This window comes from Kosakonia pseudosacchari (genome assembly GCF_900184035.1).
Classification (GTDB): domain Bacteria; phylum Pseudomonadota; class Gammaproteobacteria; order Enterobacterales; family Enterobacteriaceae; genus Kosakonia; species Kosakonia pseudosacchari.
Genome location: NZ_FXWP01000013.1, coordinates 106793 through 123561, shown reverse-complemented (window position 1 = coordinate 123561; position 16769 = coordinate 106793). Strand labels below are relative to the sequence as shown.

The following is a 16769-nucleotide window of genomic DNA, read 5'->3' as shown; positions in this document are numbered from 1 at the left end:
TTTAGTTTGCGACAACACCCATCACCCTGATTTCGTTTCCTCACTCTCCCTGATGGGCTCAGTGTATTGCATTTTGTGTCAAATGTTCGCCTTTTATTCCAGGAATAAATTTATGGCGCTATTTATTGAGCGCGCTAAACCCTACAAAAACGCATACATACACCCTTGCATGCATTTTTGCTAATCACTTGATTTTAAATAGCTTTAATCAATTAAGATTATCTTTATAACCCGCAAAATAATAATTTCCCTTCTACTTTTAAATGTTCGATCTCAGTCTCAAAACATCATTTCAAATTGTGTAAAAGTCCGTTCCACTTGATAGGATAAAGATATCTTAATGCAGACAAAACCGTATTTTGTGTGGTGAATCCCCCTAAGCGGAGGGGTCATGCTGATATGAGGTTATCCTCAATAAAGTTTCATTTTTATGGACGGATTGAGGCGATCGGCACTCAATTCACCGGGAGGCACCCGGCACCACACGCCACTTTAAAAGTAACGTTAGCGTTGCTGTTGTGATCGGTAATAACTGAAACGAAACTATATTCGGCATAATTATTATGCTTGCTAATTATATCAATTTGCACTGAGAGTGAATTAACCATTCCTCTTTGAATTAAAACCATCTGCATTTTTCGCAGAGAACATCTTGTACCTTTTGACTATAAATAATAGGGGATATTATGTTGCGCACTTTGTTATTAGTTACTGTACCTTTTATGAGTATTGCCGCTCAGGCGGTAACATTTGATTATCGCCATGAATTAAATGATAGCGGCGGTAATAACCACAAAGATCGTTTATTAATGTCGCATCGTTTTGCTAACGGTTTTGGTTTATCGCTGGAAGGCAAATGGAAAGGTTCGCAAAATAAAGATAAGGCGTATCACGAGACGGTCAGTAATGGTACTGAAGTGGTGGCCAGCTACGTCTATAAAATTAACCCCACCTTCCAGATTGAGCCGGGTTTTTCACTCGACAGTAGCTCCACGTCAAACAACTATCGTCCGTACCTGCGCGGCAAAGTGAACTTTAGCAATGACGTTGGCGCAACGCTGCGCTACCGCCCGTACTTCAAGCGTAATTCCAACAACATCGGCACGGCAAAAGACACCAGCGAAAACGGTTATAACCTGACTGCCGCCGTGTCGTGGAAAATTTTCGGTGATTACCAACTCGATTACGAACTGGATTACAAACATGCCACGTCCGCCGGCGTACTGATTGCAGATAATGAAAACTACGACTGGACGCACGATCTCAAACTGACATACAAACTTGATAAAAACTGGTCTCCGTATATTGCGGTCGGCAACGTTTCCGGCAGCAAATATACCGATGAGCGTCAGACCCGTTATCGTGTCGGTGTGAAATATAATTTCTAATTAATCATTGCAGGGTAGCAAACATAAATAAGGGTTTCGGCAGAAATCCTTATTTTTAGCTAAGAGGCGAATAATGAAACTGTCAAAAATAGCACTGGCGGTCGGTCTTCTCGGTATTTTCTCCTGCACGGCATTTGCGCAGGAGAGCGCACGTTTAAGCAGCGTAAAAGCGTTTGCTGACACGGTCATTGATAAAGCCGGTGACAAATATCACAGCAATGTGCCACTGCTGGCAGATGGCGTTGATCCGCGTACCGGTAAACAGATGGAGTGGGTCTTCCCGGATGGAAAAACGGCGGTACTTTCCAACTTCTCCGCACAGCAGAATCTGATGCGCGTGCTGGTGGGTCTGAGCAACCTGACGGGTGACGCGAAATATAAAAAGCGGGCGGAGGATAATGTCCGTTACTACTTCCAGCATTACCAGGACAAAAGCGGGCTGCTGTTATGGGGCGGGCACCGCTTTATCGATCTGAAAACGCTTGAACCGCAAGGGCCAAGCGAAAAAGAGATGGTTCATGAACTGAAAAATGCCTACCCCTTCTACGACCTGATGTTTGCCGTGGATAAACCGGCAACCGCCCGCTTTATACGCGCGTTCTGGAACGCACATGTGTACGACTGGAAAATTCTCGAAACCAGCCGCCACGGCGAATACGGCAAAGAGATGGGCAAACTGTGGGCCAGCCACTTTGAACAGCAACCGCCATTCTTCGCCACCAAAGGGCTGAGCTTTCTTAATGCGGGCAATGACTTAATTTATTCAGCTTCGCTGTTGTATCAATACGATGGCGAAAAAGGCGCGCTCACCTGGGCGAAGCGACTGGCGGAGCAGTATGTGTTGCCACGCGATAAAAAAACCGGGCTGGGCGTTTATCAATTTACGCAAGCGCTGAAACGCGCCGAAACCACCGACGACACCGATACCAACTCGAAATATGGCGATCGCGCACAGCGCCAGTTTGGCCCGGAATTTGGTCCCGACGCGCTGGAAGGCAATATGATGCTGAAAGGCCGCACCAGCACGCTCTACTCCGAAAACGCTCTGATGCAGTTAGCGCTGGCAAAATCGCTGGGCGCGGAGGGCAACGACATCAAAAAGTGGACGCTTGATGGCCTGAAAGCCTTTGCGCATTACGCCTATGATGAGAAAACCAACACCTTCCGCCCGATGCTGGCAAACGGCACCGACTTGTCGAACTACACGCTGCCGCGTGACGGTTATTACGGCAAGAAAGGCACCGTGTTAAAGCCTTATCCGGCAGGAAATGAATTCCTGCTCTCCTATGCCCGCGCCTGGACACTGGCGCCGGACGCGGAGATATGGAAAGTGGCGCGCGGCATTGCCAAAGGCCAGGGGCTGGGTGATATCGGAGAGCCGGGTGGCAAAAATAGCAAGCTGGATCTGAACACTAAAAACAGCGAGCCGTATGCCATTTTTGCGCTGATCGATCTCTGGCAATCTACGGGCGACAAAGGATATCTGACGCTGGCCGATAAAGTGGCGGACAATATTCTGGCGACAAAACGGCTGAATAATTTTTTCATCGATGATCCACAGTATATCTATGCCAATGTCGACAATATCGCCCCGTATGCGCTGCTGGCGCTGGAAGCGGCCATGCGCGGCAAACCCGATGCGGTTGCGCCATTTATTAACGGCGCAGGCTTTACCGAAGGCGCGTACCTGCTGGCGGATGGCAGCGTGCGCTACTCCACGCGTGATGATGAGTTGTTCATGCTCAAACCGGGTGAACAGTTGAAACCTAACGGTAAAAAGTAATCCCTTCACCTCTCACGGCGCGCCCGTGGGAGGTTTTTTTGCCCCGCTTTTTTCCCTTCGCATGCTATTCTGGCGGCGTTCATGACGCCTTTTCAGCGATAATGTCGAACAAAAAATGTATTAGTCACCGTAATCCCGGATATAACAACCCGGAATTTCCCTGCGTATTATTAGCAGACAATTTTATTTAACGCGGATTAAATAAGATAGCGACCTTATTATCCGGTCACTAAGAAATAATCATCAAATTGAATTTAATAAGACTTAACTCAAACTAAATATTGGTAGCCGATAGAAATAACCTTTTCAAGTAATTGCTGAAAAATAATAGACGCCTGTTATGAATTCAGATAGTTTATGTGATCGAAGTCCAGGAATAATATTCTGCACTCTGATTAATTATATTTAAGTTGATTGATATCAATATCCACAAAATAGAACATCTTTTCAAAAAATTAAAAGACCGTTTTATTAACGCCAATCGCGTTCTGGTCAGAATGTCATGGAGGGTGAAATAGCCAGAGAGCTGGGGCAATGCCAACCTGAGGGTAATTTCTATTACCGGGGAAACATCATGAAAATACTTCGCGACATAACTATCCGTAAAATGCTGATCATCATTTTATCGCTTTTCAGCATTATTTGGGGACTGGCAACCGTTCTGACATTTCACAATTTTTCGACCATTGATCAATTGCTGGCGCAAAACGCCGGGCAAAAAAATGCCTACGCCCTGTTGGTGAAAGGAAACGATCAATATTTCCGCACCGTAACCCGCATGCTGCGCGCCATGGATTACCAGCAAACCGGCGATGACGAAAATGCGACTAAAACATTCGCCTCCGCTGAAAAAGCGCTGGCCATTACCCAGGATATGCTGGCGAAGTTTCGCGCCAGCCAGCATCCCGGTGTTGATAGCGAAACCGTTGCCGCCATGATCCGCGACTGGGACGTCCTGCTTAACAACGGCATAGTGCCAATGCTGAACGCGGCCAAAAATAAGCAAACGGATACCTTTCGCGACTTATTTCGCAAAACTTATCCCCCGCTGAGCGTGCAGTTTGGCGCAACAGCGGAAAAATATACGCAAGCGATTCAGTCCAACGATTTACTGGATCAAACACAGGCACAGGTGATCTTTAATAAATATGTGCTCGCTGCCGCCTTAATTGCCGGTATCTTCACACTGTTTCTCACCGACCGCTACCTGGTGAATTTCCTGGTCAAACCGATTCGTGCGATCCAGATACATATGGAAACCATGGCCGCCGGTAAACTGAATCACGAATTGCAAGAATTTGGTCGTAACTGTGCGGGCCAGTTGATTCCTTTCATCCGCACCATGCAGGAAAACCTGAGAACCACAGTGGAAACGATCCAGGAGAGTTCGAGCAGCATTTACCGCAGCACGAATGAGATCAGAGAAGGCAACGAGGAGCTTTCCGGGCGTACCGATCAGCAAGCCGCCGCGCTGCAACAGACCGCCGCCAGCATGGAAGAGCTCACCTCTACCGTGCGTAATAACGCGGAGAACGTGCGCGAAGCCCGTAAACTGACGGAAAACGCTCAACAGACTGCGCAAAAAGGCGGCGAAATCACCGCAACCGTGGTGAAAACCATGCACGGGATTTCCGAAAGCTCGCAGAAAATTGCTGACATCACCAACGTCATCAACAGCATTTCGTTCCAGACCAACCTGCTGGCACTGAACGCGGCGGTTGAAGCGGCCCGCGCCGGAGAGCAAGGCCGTGGGTTTGCTGTGGTCGCCAGTGAAGTACGTGCGCTGGCAAGCCGCAGCGCGCAGGCGGCAAAAGAGATCGAAACGCTGATCCATGAATCCGTCTCCCGCGTCAAAACCGGGGCTGAACAGGTTCAGGAAGCCGGTGGTGCCATGTCGGTGATTATCAACTCCATTGAACATGTGAATAAATTGATGACGGAGATTTCCGTCGCCTCCGATGAACAAAGCCGGGGTATCGACCAGATTGGTCAGGCGATGACCGAAATGGACGGCGTCACACAGCAAAACGCCGTGCTGGTACAGGAAGCGAAAGCTAACGCCGTCTCGCTGGAAAAAGAGGCCGAGCGCCTGAACAAAACCATCGCCATGTTTGATTCTGGCGTGAAAGAGAACCGCCGTAACGCACAGCCGGGCAGAAGCCCGTTACGCCAATCGCCGCAGCTGGCGCTGGCTTCCTCATCCACCGGTGAGAGCCGCGATAACTGGCAATCTTTCTAAGCCAATTTATCTCCTTTCACCGCGCCCGGGGCTGCACGCCTCGGGCGTTTTTTTATTTACATTACATATATATAACGCGTTTATAATGCGGTGATTTTGATAAATGGCGGAAATATATCTGTGTGCTAAATTTCTCTTAGACCAATCGGGGAGGGATAACGCATGAAGTTCAATGATGAGCACACGGGACTCATTGGATTAGCCATTGGCGCGGCCGTGATCGGCCTTGTTTCAGAACGCAAAGCCATTAACCGCGACAGCATCGTGCAGGAAATTGAACGACAAGGCAGAAACAGGGGCGATGGCGTAGAAGATGACGTCTTCCTCAAGGCGGCAGAGTTGGTGCGAAAAGGCGTTTAGCGGGCTAATAGCGGTGAGCCTGGCGGAATAACAAGCTCACCGATTCATGCGTTATTTAACCGTTCCTTTCACACCGTGCGGTTCGGCACGGCGATACTGCGGCGCGATATGTACCGCACCGTGCAGGGCGGCAGCGGCATGCCACGGCCAGCGTGGATCGTAGAGCGCGCCTCGTGCCAGCGCGATAAGATCGGCCTCCCCTTGCTGCAAAATATCTTCGGCATGTTGTGGCTCGGTAATCAACCCCACGGCGATAACCGGCATACGCGTCTGCTGACGCAGCGCTTTGGCAAACGGCACCTGATAACCCGCCGTCACCTTAATGCTTTGTCGCGGTGAAAGCCCACCGCTGGAGACGTGAACATACGCGCCGCCCAGCGCTTCAATTTTTTTCGTCAGTACCGCCGATTGTTCCAGATCCCATCCGCCTTCTACCCAGTCAGTCGCCGAAATGCGAATGCCCACGGCAACGGAAGCCGGTACCGCTTCACGCACGGCGCTAAACACTTCCGCCGTGAAACGCAGGCGATTTTCAAGGCTACCGCCATACTCATCGCTGCGCTGGTTAGAGAGCGGCGAAAGGAACTGATGCAGCAAATAACCGTGCGCCGCGTGGATTTCAATCACCTCAATACCTAGCGCCACCGCGCGCAGGGCGCTGTCGACAAACGCCTGTTTAACCCGCGCCAGATCTTGTTTCGTCATTTCAAGCGGCGGACGTTCAGCCGGATCGTGCGCCAGCGCGGAAGCCGAGATCGTTTGCCAGCCGCCCTCCTGCGGCGAAAGCTGTTTTCCGCCCAGCCAGGGCGCGCTGACCGACGCTTTACGCCCGGCATGACCAAGCTGGATGCCGATTTTCACCGGCGAGTACTGGCGAATATCGTCCAGCACCACGCGCAGCGCCTGCTCGGTTTCGTCATCCCACAGGCCGAGATCCTGCGGCGAAATACGTCCCTGCGGCTCAACGGCGGTGGCTTCGATAATCAGCAGCCCCGCGCCGGAGAGCGCCAGATTACCTAAATGAATGCGATGCCAGGCGGTCGCTTTGCCTTCTTCGGCGGAGTACTGGCACATCGGGGCGATAACGATGCGGTTATCCAGCGCCACATCGCCAATATTAACTTCGGTGAATAACTGACTCATATCTCATCCTTTTCCGGTTTCGCAAACGGCACTCCCGGACGGCAACAGTGTGAATGGTTTGCATGACTTTCAGCCAATTTTCCGGGCTTGTCTTTGGCGGCACGTGCCCTTTTCACGGCATTTACCTTTGATAACATAATGAAATGACTAACGAATTATAGCTGCGTGACGCCGCGTGCTGCGGCCTCATCCCGCCATCTCAACAACAAAGAATAGTCCTGTCGCGTGACCACGCTAAAGCCGCCAATCAATGCTGCGGCACAGGTTTCGCGAAAACGCGCGTCGCTGACCAGTTGCTGCAACGCCTCTCTTAGCGATGCGATCGTGGCGGCGCTGCTCTGTTGTGCCGTGATCAGCGGCAACCCCGGCGCTAACGGGCTTTGCGCTACCACACGCAGCCCACGCAACAACGAAGGTTGGTGGCGTTGCAATAAGGCGTAGGTTACACAGTCAATGGCGGCGATATCCGCCGTACGGTTGTGCAGTGCCAGCAGCGATTGCCGGTGGCTGCCACTGAATTGAGGAGCCTCGGCGAAAAATCGCCCTTCGCCCGGAAGCCGCGAAACCAGATAACGCAGCACGTTATAACCTGATTGCGAATCGGCGGAATTACACACTGCGCGGCGACCGCGAAAATCGGCAAGCGACGTACCGCGTTCCTCATCGCGCGTCACCAGCAGGCTGCGATAACAAAAACCTTCACAGCCTGGCGCAAGGTAGTGAAAACAGCCAACCAGTTGCACATCCGGTAATTGCGTCATCAGCGGGTAGCCGCAGGTCTGGCTGAGTAGCACATCATCACCCTGCCAGTGGGCAAGCAGCTCGCTTTGCGGCCACATCTGCTGCGCCGGGAGCCCGCGCGCCGCCAGCAGTTCGCACAACGCCTCGCCCAGCGCGGCGGTTTCTGGCTGCGCGATGTTATACATCGGCAGGGCAATATTATTCACTGCGTACTTTGCTGGCGGGGTGTGCATTGACATCTACCGGGGTAAAGAAAAACTGCCGTACCCATTCACTATAGCCGCGCACCAGAAACCCGCTATTGCGTTGCTGGTACGCGGCTTTGTCGCGCAGGTAAAGCGTTCGCAAGCCGTACCACGGTACGGCGGGAAGATCGTGATGCACAGAATGGTAGTTGAGGTTGAGAAACAGCAAACGCCACGGCCACGCGGCTTCATTGATCACCGAGCGCGCTAACGGATCGTCTGCGGCGCGGTGTTCAAGAAAAGATCGCACTTTCGTGATAGCCAACGCCGGATAGCTCACCACCAGCACATACCAGATAGCGGGAAAATCACACCAGATAAGCCAGGCAAAAGTCACGGCCAACAGCACGCCGTGTACCAGCCACATCAGCATGGCTTTACCTTGCCGCACACGAAATGCCGCCACCATTCCTGCCAGCAACTGCGCAATATCCAGCGCCGGCGCCAGCAGTAAACGGCCGGCAAAGGTATTACGCAACTGGATCAGTTTCCGCTGCCAGCACGTCAGGCGATGCCAGTGTTGAGTAGAAAAATAGTAGGATTCCGGGTCATCTTCCGGCAGCGTCAGTAAGTGCGTACGGTGGTGCGCCAGGTGCGAATCGCGATAAATTCCGTACGGATACCATACCGCCAGCGGTATCAATCCCAGCAGTTGGTTGAACCAGGCCCAGCGCGTGGGATGCCCGTGGATCAGCTCATGCTGTACCGATAAATACCAGGTGGTGAAGAGGATCAGAAGCGCGGTTGTCGGCAACAGGCCGAGCGTTTTCCAGTACGCGAGCGTACCGAACCAACCGCTATACACGGTGACAATCACCAGCCAGGTAGGCAGCTCGCTGCGCCACAGCCAGCTGCGGGATAACCGCCGGACGGCGGCCCGTTGCTGTTCATCTAAATAGACCGCGCTGCTTTTCGCCATTCACTCGTGACTCCCCCACATTCTCATGTCGCCACGATGTGAGAGAACGCCGGAAATAACAAAGTATTTAAATGGCTTAGCTATTGCTGAAAATCGCTTAACGCGCCAGCCACGCAGGCCACTTTGCCGCGCGGATCATCAACATGCTGCAGGGCAACATCATAGCGAACCCCCTGGCGGTGAAGAATGCGCACATTGTTCACAACCGTCGCCAGCGCCTGGAGAAAGGTTGTCGCGTTTTCGTGGCGCTGGTAGGCGGCTTCATCTTGCCAGCCTTCCACCAGGTGAAAGGCGTTGGCATCGGCTAAATCCTGCGCGAAGGCATAGTAGATACAGCCCGGCAGTGCGCGCGCCGCCGCCATCTCGGGCACCACGGCATCGATAAAGGTTTGCCTGTCATCAGGGTGAACGCGATAGTAAGCGCTAACAACAATACCGGTAGCAGGCAGTTTGTTATGGTCGGCGCTGGAAAAACGCAGCCTGGCAGGTGTGTTCATAATGGTTCCTCAGTGGGAAATGAATGATACGGCTTGCCGACCATTACGGCGTGTTGATAAATACCCAAAGGCTGGCAAGTCTGCCATCGCGCACGGTGAAAATATCCTCGCCGCGTATCAGGTTCGGCTTCTCGTGCGGGCCATATCCCCAGGTAACACGTCCTAAACCGTGGTTCCACGTCACCGGATCGGGTGTGAACGAAAAACCGGGATGCTCACGCTGCACGCGAGAAATCAGTGCCGCGACATTCTGAAGCCCGGTTGCCACATCGGCGTAATCGGCAACGAAAAAATCGTCGGCATAGACCGCCGAAAATGTGGCGATCGATTGTTCAGGGCGTGCGCCATTCCAGATAGCAAAATGCTTGTCGATCAGATGCTGAGCGACCAAAAGCGCGGAAGTGTGCATGTTCTGCTCCTGCGGTGCGGGCTGGCGCAGAGACGGCCGGCCCGGTGTGGTGAATTAGATTTGCGCCATGCCACCATCGACGAACAGCTCAGCGCCATTGATAAAGCTGGCAGCATCCGAAGCGAGAAACGCCACGACTTTGCCAATCTCTTGCGGTTCACCCAAACGCCCCAACGGAACCTGGGCTGCGAGCGCGTCAAACAAGCCCTGGCGATGCTCATCCGGCACCAGTTCACCTAAACCTGGCGTGCGGATTGGGCCCGGGCTAACCACGTTAACGCGGATACCGCGCCCTTGCAGATCCAGCGCCCATGAACGGGCAAAGTTACGAACCGCCGCTTTACTGGCGCTGTAAACGCTGAAACTGGCGGTGCCTTTCACCGATGTGGTGGAGCCGGTAAGAATGATTGAAGCGTTGTTCACCAGCAGCGGGAGCGCTTTTTGCACGGTAAACAGCACTCCACGCACGTTGGTCGCAAAAATGCGGTCGAAATGCTCTTCCGTAATCGCCCCCAGCGGCATCATGTCGCCGCCACCGGCGTTAGCAAACAGGATGTCGAGCCGCCCGGCGCTTTTCGCAATCTGGGCAAAGACAGCATCGAGATCCGCCATTACCGACGCATCGGCGCGAATTCCGGTGGCGCTGGAACCAATGCGTTCAACCGCTGCGTCCAGTTCCGCCTGGCGACGACCGGTAATAAAGACACGCGCCCCCTGCTCTGCCAGCTCTTGTGCGGTTGCCAGACCAATGCCGCTTGTCCCGCCAGTTACCAGTGCGATTTTGCCATTCAGTTGTGTGCTCATTGTTGTACTCCTCGGTTCAGTTAAGGGATGTTCCTGCAACAGACCAGCTTGCCGTCTCAGGTATGGCGCTACTCTACCTTTGACGTTTTTATTGAAAAATACCGAAAAATGAAAATGACTATTCACCTCTGTGTATAATCAACAGCACACCAACGGAGGAACTCGCATGGATCAATTACTGGCAATACGCGCTTTCGCCCGCGTGGTCGAAGCGGGAAACTTTACCCGGGCGGCGGATTCGCTGGAGATGCCCAACGCGACATTGAGCAAACTGGTGCAGGAGCTGGAAGCACATCTTGGTGTGCGGTTATTGCAGCGCACTACACGCCGCGTAATGGTGACGCCGGAAGGGCGTGACTATTATGAAAAAACCACCCGTATACTTCGCGATCTCGACGATATCGATGGTTCGTTCAATGCCGCGCGCGGCACGCCAGGCGGGCAGCTTCGCGTCGATATTGGCGGTTCTACGGCGAAAGATGTATTGATCCCTGCCCTGCCGGATTTTCTGGCGCGCTATCCGGATATTCGCCTCGACTTAGGCGTTGCCGACCGCACGGTGGATCTGATTAGCGATAATGTGGATTGCGTGATCCGCGGCGGGCCACTGGATAGCTCATCGCTGATTGCCCGCCGTATTGGCTCTGCCACGCTCATTACCTGCGCAACGCCGGAATATCTGAAAACATTTGGTACACCGGCCTACCCGGAAGAGCTAAAAAACGGCCACCGGCTGGTCAGCTACCTTTCGCCGCAAACCGGCAGAGCGTTTCCGTTGCGTTTTGAGCGCGATGGCGAGAAAACCGAAATCAAAGTGGCGCACCGGATTGGTATTAATGAGAGCAACGCACATCTCGCCGCCGGGATGGCGGGGCTGGGGATTATCCAGACCTTCAGTTATTCACTCGGTGCCGCGCTAAAAGCGGGTACGCTGGTGGAGATCCTGCGGCCATGGCGGCCAGAGCCGTACCCTTTTCATGTGGTGTATCCGCAAAACCGCCACGTTACGCATCGTCTGCGGGTGTTTATTGACTGGCTGCTGGAGATATTTCCCCAGCGGGTGGGAAAATAACCGCGAAATAATCCGCAACAACGTTGTCCTGAATCTGCTTATTCGCACGCAAAAGCGCCAACTCAGCGATAACGCGTATCCGCGGCTGCGGTTGGCAGCAATGCTATGGTGATATTGAACGGTGAATTTATCGTGCCGCGCGTTTTCTCGCAGGCTGAACGTCTTAAAAAATAGGATAGGGATAAGGCCAGGCAGTTTCGGTTTAATATCCTTAATACCCGCGAACAGGATAAAACCGACACTTCATCATTTATGCGACACGCGGCATGCGCCACAACGCGCGATATCCAGCCACGCAATTATTACTGTATGTAATTAAAAGATGAGTATGAAAAAGGAACCTCAACTGACGGTCAATAAGGTGGGTTTTTATGATTTCCGATATCAACTGGAGCGTGCCGAGCCTGCTACCAATCGAGAATATTCTCAATAGCGTCTGGCGCGGACAAAATTTCTTAGCGACATATTGTGGAAAGACCTGAGCTAACCATATGGGTTCATGTTTAATGAAGCATTTAGCCGCGCTGAAATTGCCGCTTGCGCTAACGCAAATCCAAAAGAAAAAACGCGCCAGTTCCGCGATAACGTTTACCGTTTCAAACAAGCGCTATACCTGTAATGACTCCTTGTTAAGAAAAATCTACACCTGACAAGCGAAAGTCAATGCAAAGATATAGGTTATTTCGTGATGAACAAGCGGCATTAACTAACGATTCCGATAAAAATAACCCTTAAATTCTGTGGCTTTTTTTAATGCCGCATTGGTACTAAATTACCCTGAGCAAGATACTTCCAAAGTCATAGGGTTGCACAATCACATATATATTTGCTAAAACCTATAATTCCGTATTGATTTTTATGTCGTTATCACTAAAAATTAATTCCGATAGATTATTCATTTTTCCGCACACGGAGTGACGCTATGTCAGAAGCACTTAAATCACTTAATAACATTCGCACCCTGCGAGTTCAGGCCCGTGAGCTTACCCTTGAAGCTCTTGAAGAGATGCTTGAAAAACTGTCAGTTGTTGTTGAAGAACGTCGTGAAGAAGAATCTTCTCTACGTAAAGAACAAGAAGAGAAAGAAGCCAAGCTGGCTGCGTTTCGTCAAAAACTGCTGGATGAAGGTATCGATCCAACCGAACTTTTATCCTCGCTGAAAGGACAAACGACGAAATCAAAATCTGTTCGTGCACCACGCCCTGCCAAATATAAGTATATTGATGAAGACGGCACGGAAAAAAGCTGGACCGGCCAGGGCCGCACGCCGAAAGTGATTGCCAAAGCACTGGAAGATGGTAAAAAACTGGAAGATTTTGCCATCTAAAAATAAAGGGTTTGTCTTTATCCCACCCTGCATTTTTATCGCTTTCTAACGCAACATCTGCATGCGTTATTGTTCCCCGCCGCCCCGGCGGGGATTCTGTTTTTGTTGTTCAAAAGACCACTTCAGCCTGCACACCAAAACTTATTTGATAATCCTTACCGTCGTTAAAGCTCTGGCTATCGATCTCATGCTCTAACGCTTTCAGGTAAGTACTATAGAGGCGAAGTTCCGGTCGGGAATTAAGAATGCTGGTATCCACTTTATACACCTGCGCCAGCGTCACCTTATAACCAGATTCATCCGATGTGGAATTATTGACACGATTTTTGTGCGTGAAATACCCCAACTCCAGCGCCGTCTGCATGTTTTGATTCCAGATCCATGACGGACGAATAACCGCACGCGCGGTGGTAAAGTCCGTATGCGCCCCGGTATATGTCGAGTAAAGATCGTGGCCGCGACCATACACCAGCGCGTGCGCCATGATAATCTTCTCACCCAGATAGATCTCCCCCTGATCCACTAACCGCCAGCCAATACCGCCGCTGTGAATACCGTAGTAAGAACTATTGTAATCAAAATCAGGATTGGCGCTGGAAATATTCATAAACTGGCTGGCAAGGGAGTTATTTGCCACTTGCAGCGTCAATTCATTTGAGCCTTTCAGAATGGGCTTACGCAAAATCGCCTGCCCAAGCCAGGAGGATTTCACCTGATAATAATCATTATCCGCCTGCGCTTTTTTCTGCTCATCCGTCTGGTTAGCAAACGCATATTTCGCGCCAAGCTCCAGCGTCGTATTTTCCGTGACAGGAAGATTCTTGTAGCGAACTTCAGCGATATTGACGTTAACCTGCGTGGTATCGCTACAATTGGAAGAACCCGCCGCACAGACTGTGCTGTAGTTATCAATATCGTTACGCGTTATTGCCATACTGAGTGCGCCAACCGGCAGCTTCCAGTTTTCTATCCCTACGCCTGCACCGGAAAGTGTGCGATTGCTTTTCCAGTCCAGAAGCTGAATTTCATACTGTGGCAGCGTATGTTTCCCCACCCAGACCGAAGCCTCCGGCGCAAAAGGAAGTAGCCCGTTGCCTTCAACATAGAGCTTACTCAGTTTGCCCATACCGCCGCCCGACATCCCTTTTTCAAAGGACTCATTACTCTGGGTTAACCCGAGATCGCCCTCAAATTGCACGTTCGCCCAGATAGATTTGTCGCCATCGCGCCATGCCCGTTTTTTTAATGACAAGTTGTACCAACCGTCATATTCGTTACCAAAACGCCCCAGCGAGCCCACTGCCCAGGATTTCGGTCCGCCATTGGTGGTGGTTGCCCAACCTGAGCGGAAATAACCGGAATATTTAAAGCCGGTATCGTCCTGCACATATTGGCTTATTTTTTTCAGTGTCCCAGGCGATAGCTCCGGATCCGCTTTCGCTTGCGCTGCCGAAGCCTGCACCGTCGCAGTAGATTGCGCCGCAGGCGCGGCTGACGAGGCAAGGTTGCGTTGCTGCGCGCGATCTTTTTCTTCATAGGCTTGCAGTTTCTGCTGCGTAACGCGCAACTGCGCTTCCAGCGCCGCCATGCGCTGTTCAAGCGTTAGCTGCTGCGCCGTTGCCCCGCTGCCCGCGCCGTAACAGGATAATAACGCCACGGCAATACATGTCTTTTTAGAAATTATGTTGTTTACCTTCATGAGTTCCCCTCGGTATTGCCCCCAAAAAACAAAAAGACCCGCAACCGACGGAAAACACGCCGTCAGTTGCAGGTCTCGCCTGAATAAAATCAGTAACGTCCTGTGGGGGTAGATCACTTAACGCATAAACACGTTTTCACAGCTTGCGGCGACAACCGCCCCCGCCGCAAATAACCTCCCGTTCGCCGCGAGAGTTACACCAATAGCGCCATTACCGGCTCGCCAAAACGGGACTGGGGTTTATCGCTAATGTGGAATTCGCGCCAGGCTTCGCTGTTGGTAATGACCACCGGCGTCACCGTGTCATAACCCGCCTGTTTAATTTCATCGAGATCGAAGGTCAGCAGAAGCTGGCCTTGTTTGACTTCATCGCCTTCATTCACCTGCATATGGAAATATTGCCCCTCGAGTTGCACGGTATTAATCCCGACGTGGATCAGGATTTCCGCACCCGCCGTGGAGCGAATGCCAATGGCATGACCGCTGGCGAAGGTGCTGGCGATATGGCCGTCGACCGGAGAATAAATCCGTCCCTCATCCGGAATAATGGCAAAGCCCGGCCCGACAATACCGGCCGAAAAGACCTTATCATCCACTTCTGTCAGCGGAATTACCGCGCCAGAAACCGGCGCGGTAATCTGCTCAGGTGCCAGCGCAACGGTTTTCGGCATCACCGGTTGATGCGCGGCATGCTTTTTTCCATCCGCAGACACGACAGGCATCGCTTGCACGGAAGGTTCGTCAAAACCCACGATCAGCGTCAGCACCAGGCTGCCAATAAACGCCACGGCACAGCCGATAAGAAAACCGATAAAACCGTCGCCGTAGAAGATAGGCAGCGTCAGCAACCCAGGCATCCCCATTGAAATCGCCGAGCTTTTGGCATATCCCACCACCGCACCGCCAAAGGCCGCCGCGATCACCGCGCAGATAAACGGTTTTTTCAGCTTCAGGGTGACGCCGTAGACGCCCGGTTCGGTAATGCCGAACAACGAGGCGATAAAAGTACTGCCCGCCAGCGCTTTCAGCTTTTTGTCTTTCGCGCGCAGCATTACCGCCAGCAACGCACCGGACTGGGCGAAAACCGAGGGGCTGGAGGCAGCTTTAAGAAAGCTGTGTCCCATTACCGAAATGTCGTTGATAAAGACGGTAACAAAGCCCCAGTGCACGCCGAAAATCACCAACACCTGCCAGGCGGCAGCCATCAGCGCACTGGCGATAATCGGGTTGAAGCCGTAAATCGAAACAAATAAAGACGCGACAAACTCACTGATAGAAATGCCAATCGGCCCGATGGTCATTAACGTAAGCGGCACCATCAGCGTCAGCAGGAAAAACGGCGTCAGAATATTGCGCACGCTTTCATGAATATGCCGATTGAGAAAGCGCTCAATGATCGACATCAGCCAGACGCTGAAAATAATCGGGATCACCGAACCGGTATATTTCATCATCACCACTGGCAGGCCAAAAAAGCTCACCGGCTGGCCGCCATCAAATAGCCCTTGAATAGTCGGGTAAATAAGTGCGCCGGCAATCGACACGGCAACAAAAATATTGGTTTCAAATTTGCGCGCCGACGTGATGGCTAACAGCATCGGCAGAAAATAGAACAGGCTGTCGGAGGCGGCATGCAAAATAATATAGGTGCTCTCTTTATTGCTCAGCCATCCGGCCGCCAGCACAATCGCCAGCGCGCCTTTTAGTACACCGGCTGCGGCCATCGCACCTAATAATGGCGTGAAAATTCCGGCCACCAAATCGATCAAACGACCTAACAGCGAGGCTGTATTTTGCGCCGGTTCCGCAGGTTGTTTCTTTTTATCATCCTCCAGTAATCCGGAGATGGCGCCAAACGCGCGGAACACGTCCGGCACGCGGTTGCCAATCACCACCTGTAACTGGCCGGAGCCATTCACCACGGTAATGACGCCGTCCAGCGCTTCGAGCTCTGCCAGCCGCACTTTACTGCTATCGATAATTTTAAAGCGTAAACGCGTCGCGCAATGTACCAGCGTCGCAACGTTGCTCTCCCCACCTACCAGCTGCAGAATATTTTCTGCCAGTACTTTGTTATTCATAATGAGACTTCCCGTTTCACAAACGACAGTAATAATCAGGACACCCTGGTGTTGCCTGCATC

General features: G+C 51.9%; 14 protein-coding genes. 6 read left to right on the top strand and 8 right to left on the bottom strand.

Going from position 1 to position 16769, the window contains the following annotated elements; translation table 11 throughout:
- Window positions 1-686: 686 nt before the first annotated feature.
- From BN2591_RS10555 to BN2591_RS10540, 4 genes are all read left to right on the top strand, one after another.
- Entirely contained in the window at window positions 687-1388 is a 702-nt protein-coding gene (locus tag BN2591_RS10555) for an oligogalacturonate-specific porin KdgM family protein (protein WP_065369098.1), read from the top strand.
- Window positions 1389-1461: 73 nt separating this feature from the next.
- Window positions 1462-3171 (top strand): pectate lyase, encoded by a 1710-nt coding sequence (locus BN2591_RS10550; RefSeq protein WP_086871276.1) that lies wholly within the window; start codon window positions 1462-1464, stop codon window positions 3169-3171.
- A 574-nt stretch (window positions 3172-3745) separates the two neighbouring features.
- A complete protein-coding gene (locus BN2591_RS10545) occupies window positions 3746-5410 on the top strand; it encodes a methyl-accepting chemotaxis protein (protein ID WP_086871274.1) in 1665 nt (554 codons plus the stop codon).
- Between the two features lie 162 nt (window positions 5411-5572).
- Complete coding sequence (locus tag BN2591_RS10540) at window positions 5573-5770, top strand: hypothetical protein (RefSeq protein WP_020456882.1); 198 nt, start codon at window positions 5573-5575, stop codon at window positions 5768-5770.
- A 51-nt stretch (window positions 5771-5821) separates the two neighbouring features.
- Here BN2591_RS10540 and BN2591_RS10535 read toward each other — a convergent pair whose 3' ends face one another.
- The 6 genes from BN2591_RS10535 to BN2591_RS10510 all read right to left on the bottom strand — a co-directional run bounded on the left by BN2591_RS10535 (window position 5822) and on the right by BN2591_RS10510 (window position 10528).
- Complete coding sequence (locus BN2591_RS10535; RefSeq protein ID WP_086871272.1) at window positions 5822-6913, bottom strand: NADH:flavin oxidoreductase/NADH oxidase; 1092 nt, start codon at window positions 6911-6913, stop codon at window positions 5822-5824.
- Window positions 6914-7068: 155 nt separating this feature from the next.
- A complete protein-coding gene (locus BN2591_RS10530; RefSeq protein WP_086871271.1) occupies window positions 7069-7887 on the bottom strand; it encodes a phosphate/phosphite/phosphonate ABC transporter substrate-binding protein in 819 nt (272 codons plus the stop codon).
- Window positions 7853-8818, bottom strand: coding sequence for a fatty acid desaturase (locus BN2591_RS10525; RefSeq protein ID WP_086871269.1), 966 nt, complete (start codon window positions 8816-8818; stop codon window positions 7853-7855). The genes BN2591_RS10530 and BN2591_RS10525 overlap by 35 nt, the downstream gene beginning before the upstream one ends.
- Before the next feature lie 80 nt (window positions 8819-8898).
- Window positions 8899-9315 carry a putative quinol monooxygenase gene (locus BN2591_RS10520; protein WP_086871267.1) on the bottom strand — a complete coding sequence of 139 codons (417 nt, stop codon included), beginning with the start codon at window positions 9313-9315 and terminating at the stop codon, window positions 8899-8901.
- A 43-nt stretch (window positions 9316-9358) separates the two neighbouring features.
- Window positions 9359-9724 (bottom strand): nuclear transport factor 2 family protein, encoded by a 366-nt coding sequence (locus BN2591_RS10515; RefSeq protein WP_086871265.1) that lies wholly within the window; start codon window positions 9722-9724, stop codon window positions 9359-9361.
- Window positions 9725-9778: 54 nt separating this feature from the next.
- The gene (locus BN2591_RS10510; RefSeq protein ID WP_086871263.1) at window positions 9779-10528 is read right to left on the bottom strand and encodes an SDR family NAD(P)-dependent oxidoreductase; all 750 of its coding nucleotides are present in this window, start codon (window positions 10526-10528) and stop codon (window positions 9779-9781) included.
- A gap of 166 nt (window positions 10529-10694) precedes the next feature.
- Between BN2591_RS10510 and BN2591_RS10505 the strand changes: the two genes are divergently transcribed.
- Both BN2591_RS10505 and BN2591_RS10500 read left to right on the top strand, forming a co-directional pair.
- A complete protein-coding gene (locus BN2591_RS10505; protein ID WP_086871261.1) occupies window positions 10695-11600 on the top strand; it encodes a LysR family transcriptional regulator in 906 nt (301 codons plus the stop codon).
- A gap of 922 nt (window positions 11601-12522) precedes the next feature.
- Window positions 12523-12927 carry an H-NS family histone-like protein gene (locus BN2591_RS10500; RefSeq protein WP_017455745.1) on the top strand — a complete coding sequence of 135 codons (405 nt, stop codon included), beginning with the start codon at window positions 12523-12525 and terminating at the stop codon, window positions 12925-12927.
- Window positions 12928-13036: 109 nt separating this feature from the next.
- Here BN2591_RS10500 and BN2591_RS10495 read toward each other — a convergent pair whose 3' ends face one another.
- Both BN2591_RS10495 and BN2591_RS10490 read right to left on the bottom strand, forming a co-directional pair.
- Window positions 13037-14584: a carbohydrate porin gene (locus tag BN2591_RS10495; protein ID WP_244172999.1), complete on the bottom strand. Its 1548-nt coding sequence runs from the start codon at window positions 14582-14584 to the stop codon at window positions 13037-13039.
- A 236-nt stretch (window positions 14585-14820) separates the two neighbouring features.
- Window positions 14821-16707 carry a beta-glucoside-specific PTS transporter subunit IIABC gene (locus tag BN2591_RS10490; protein WP_086871257.1) on the bottom strand — a complete coding sequence of 629 codons (1887 nt, stop codon included), beginning with the start codon at window positions 16705-16707 and terminating at the stop codon, window positions 14821-14823.
- Window positions 16708-16769: the final 62 nt, after the last annotated feature.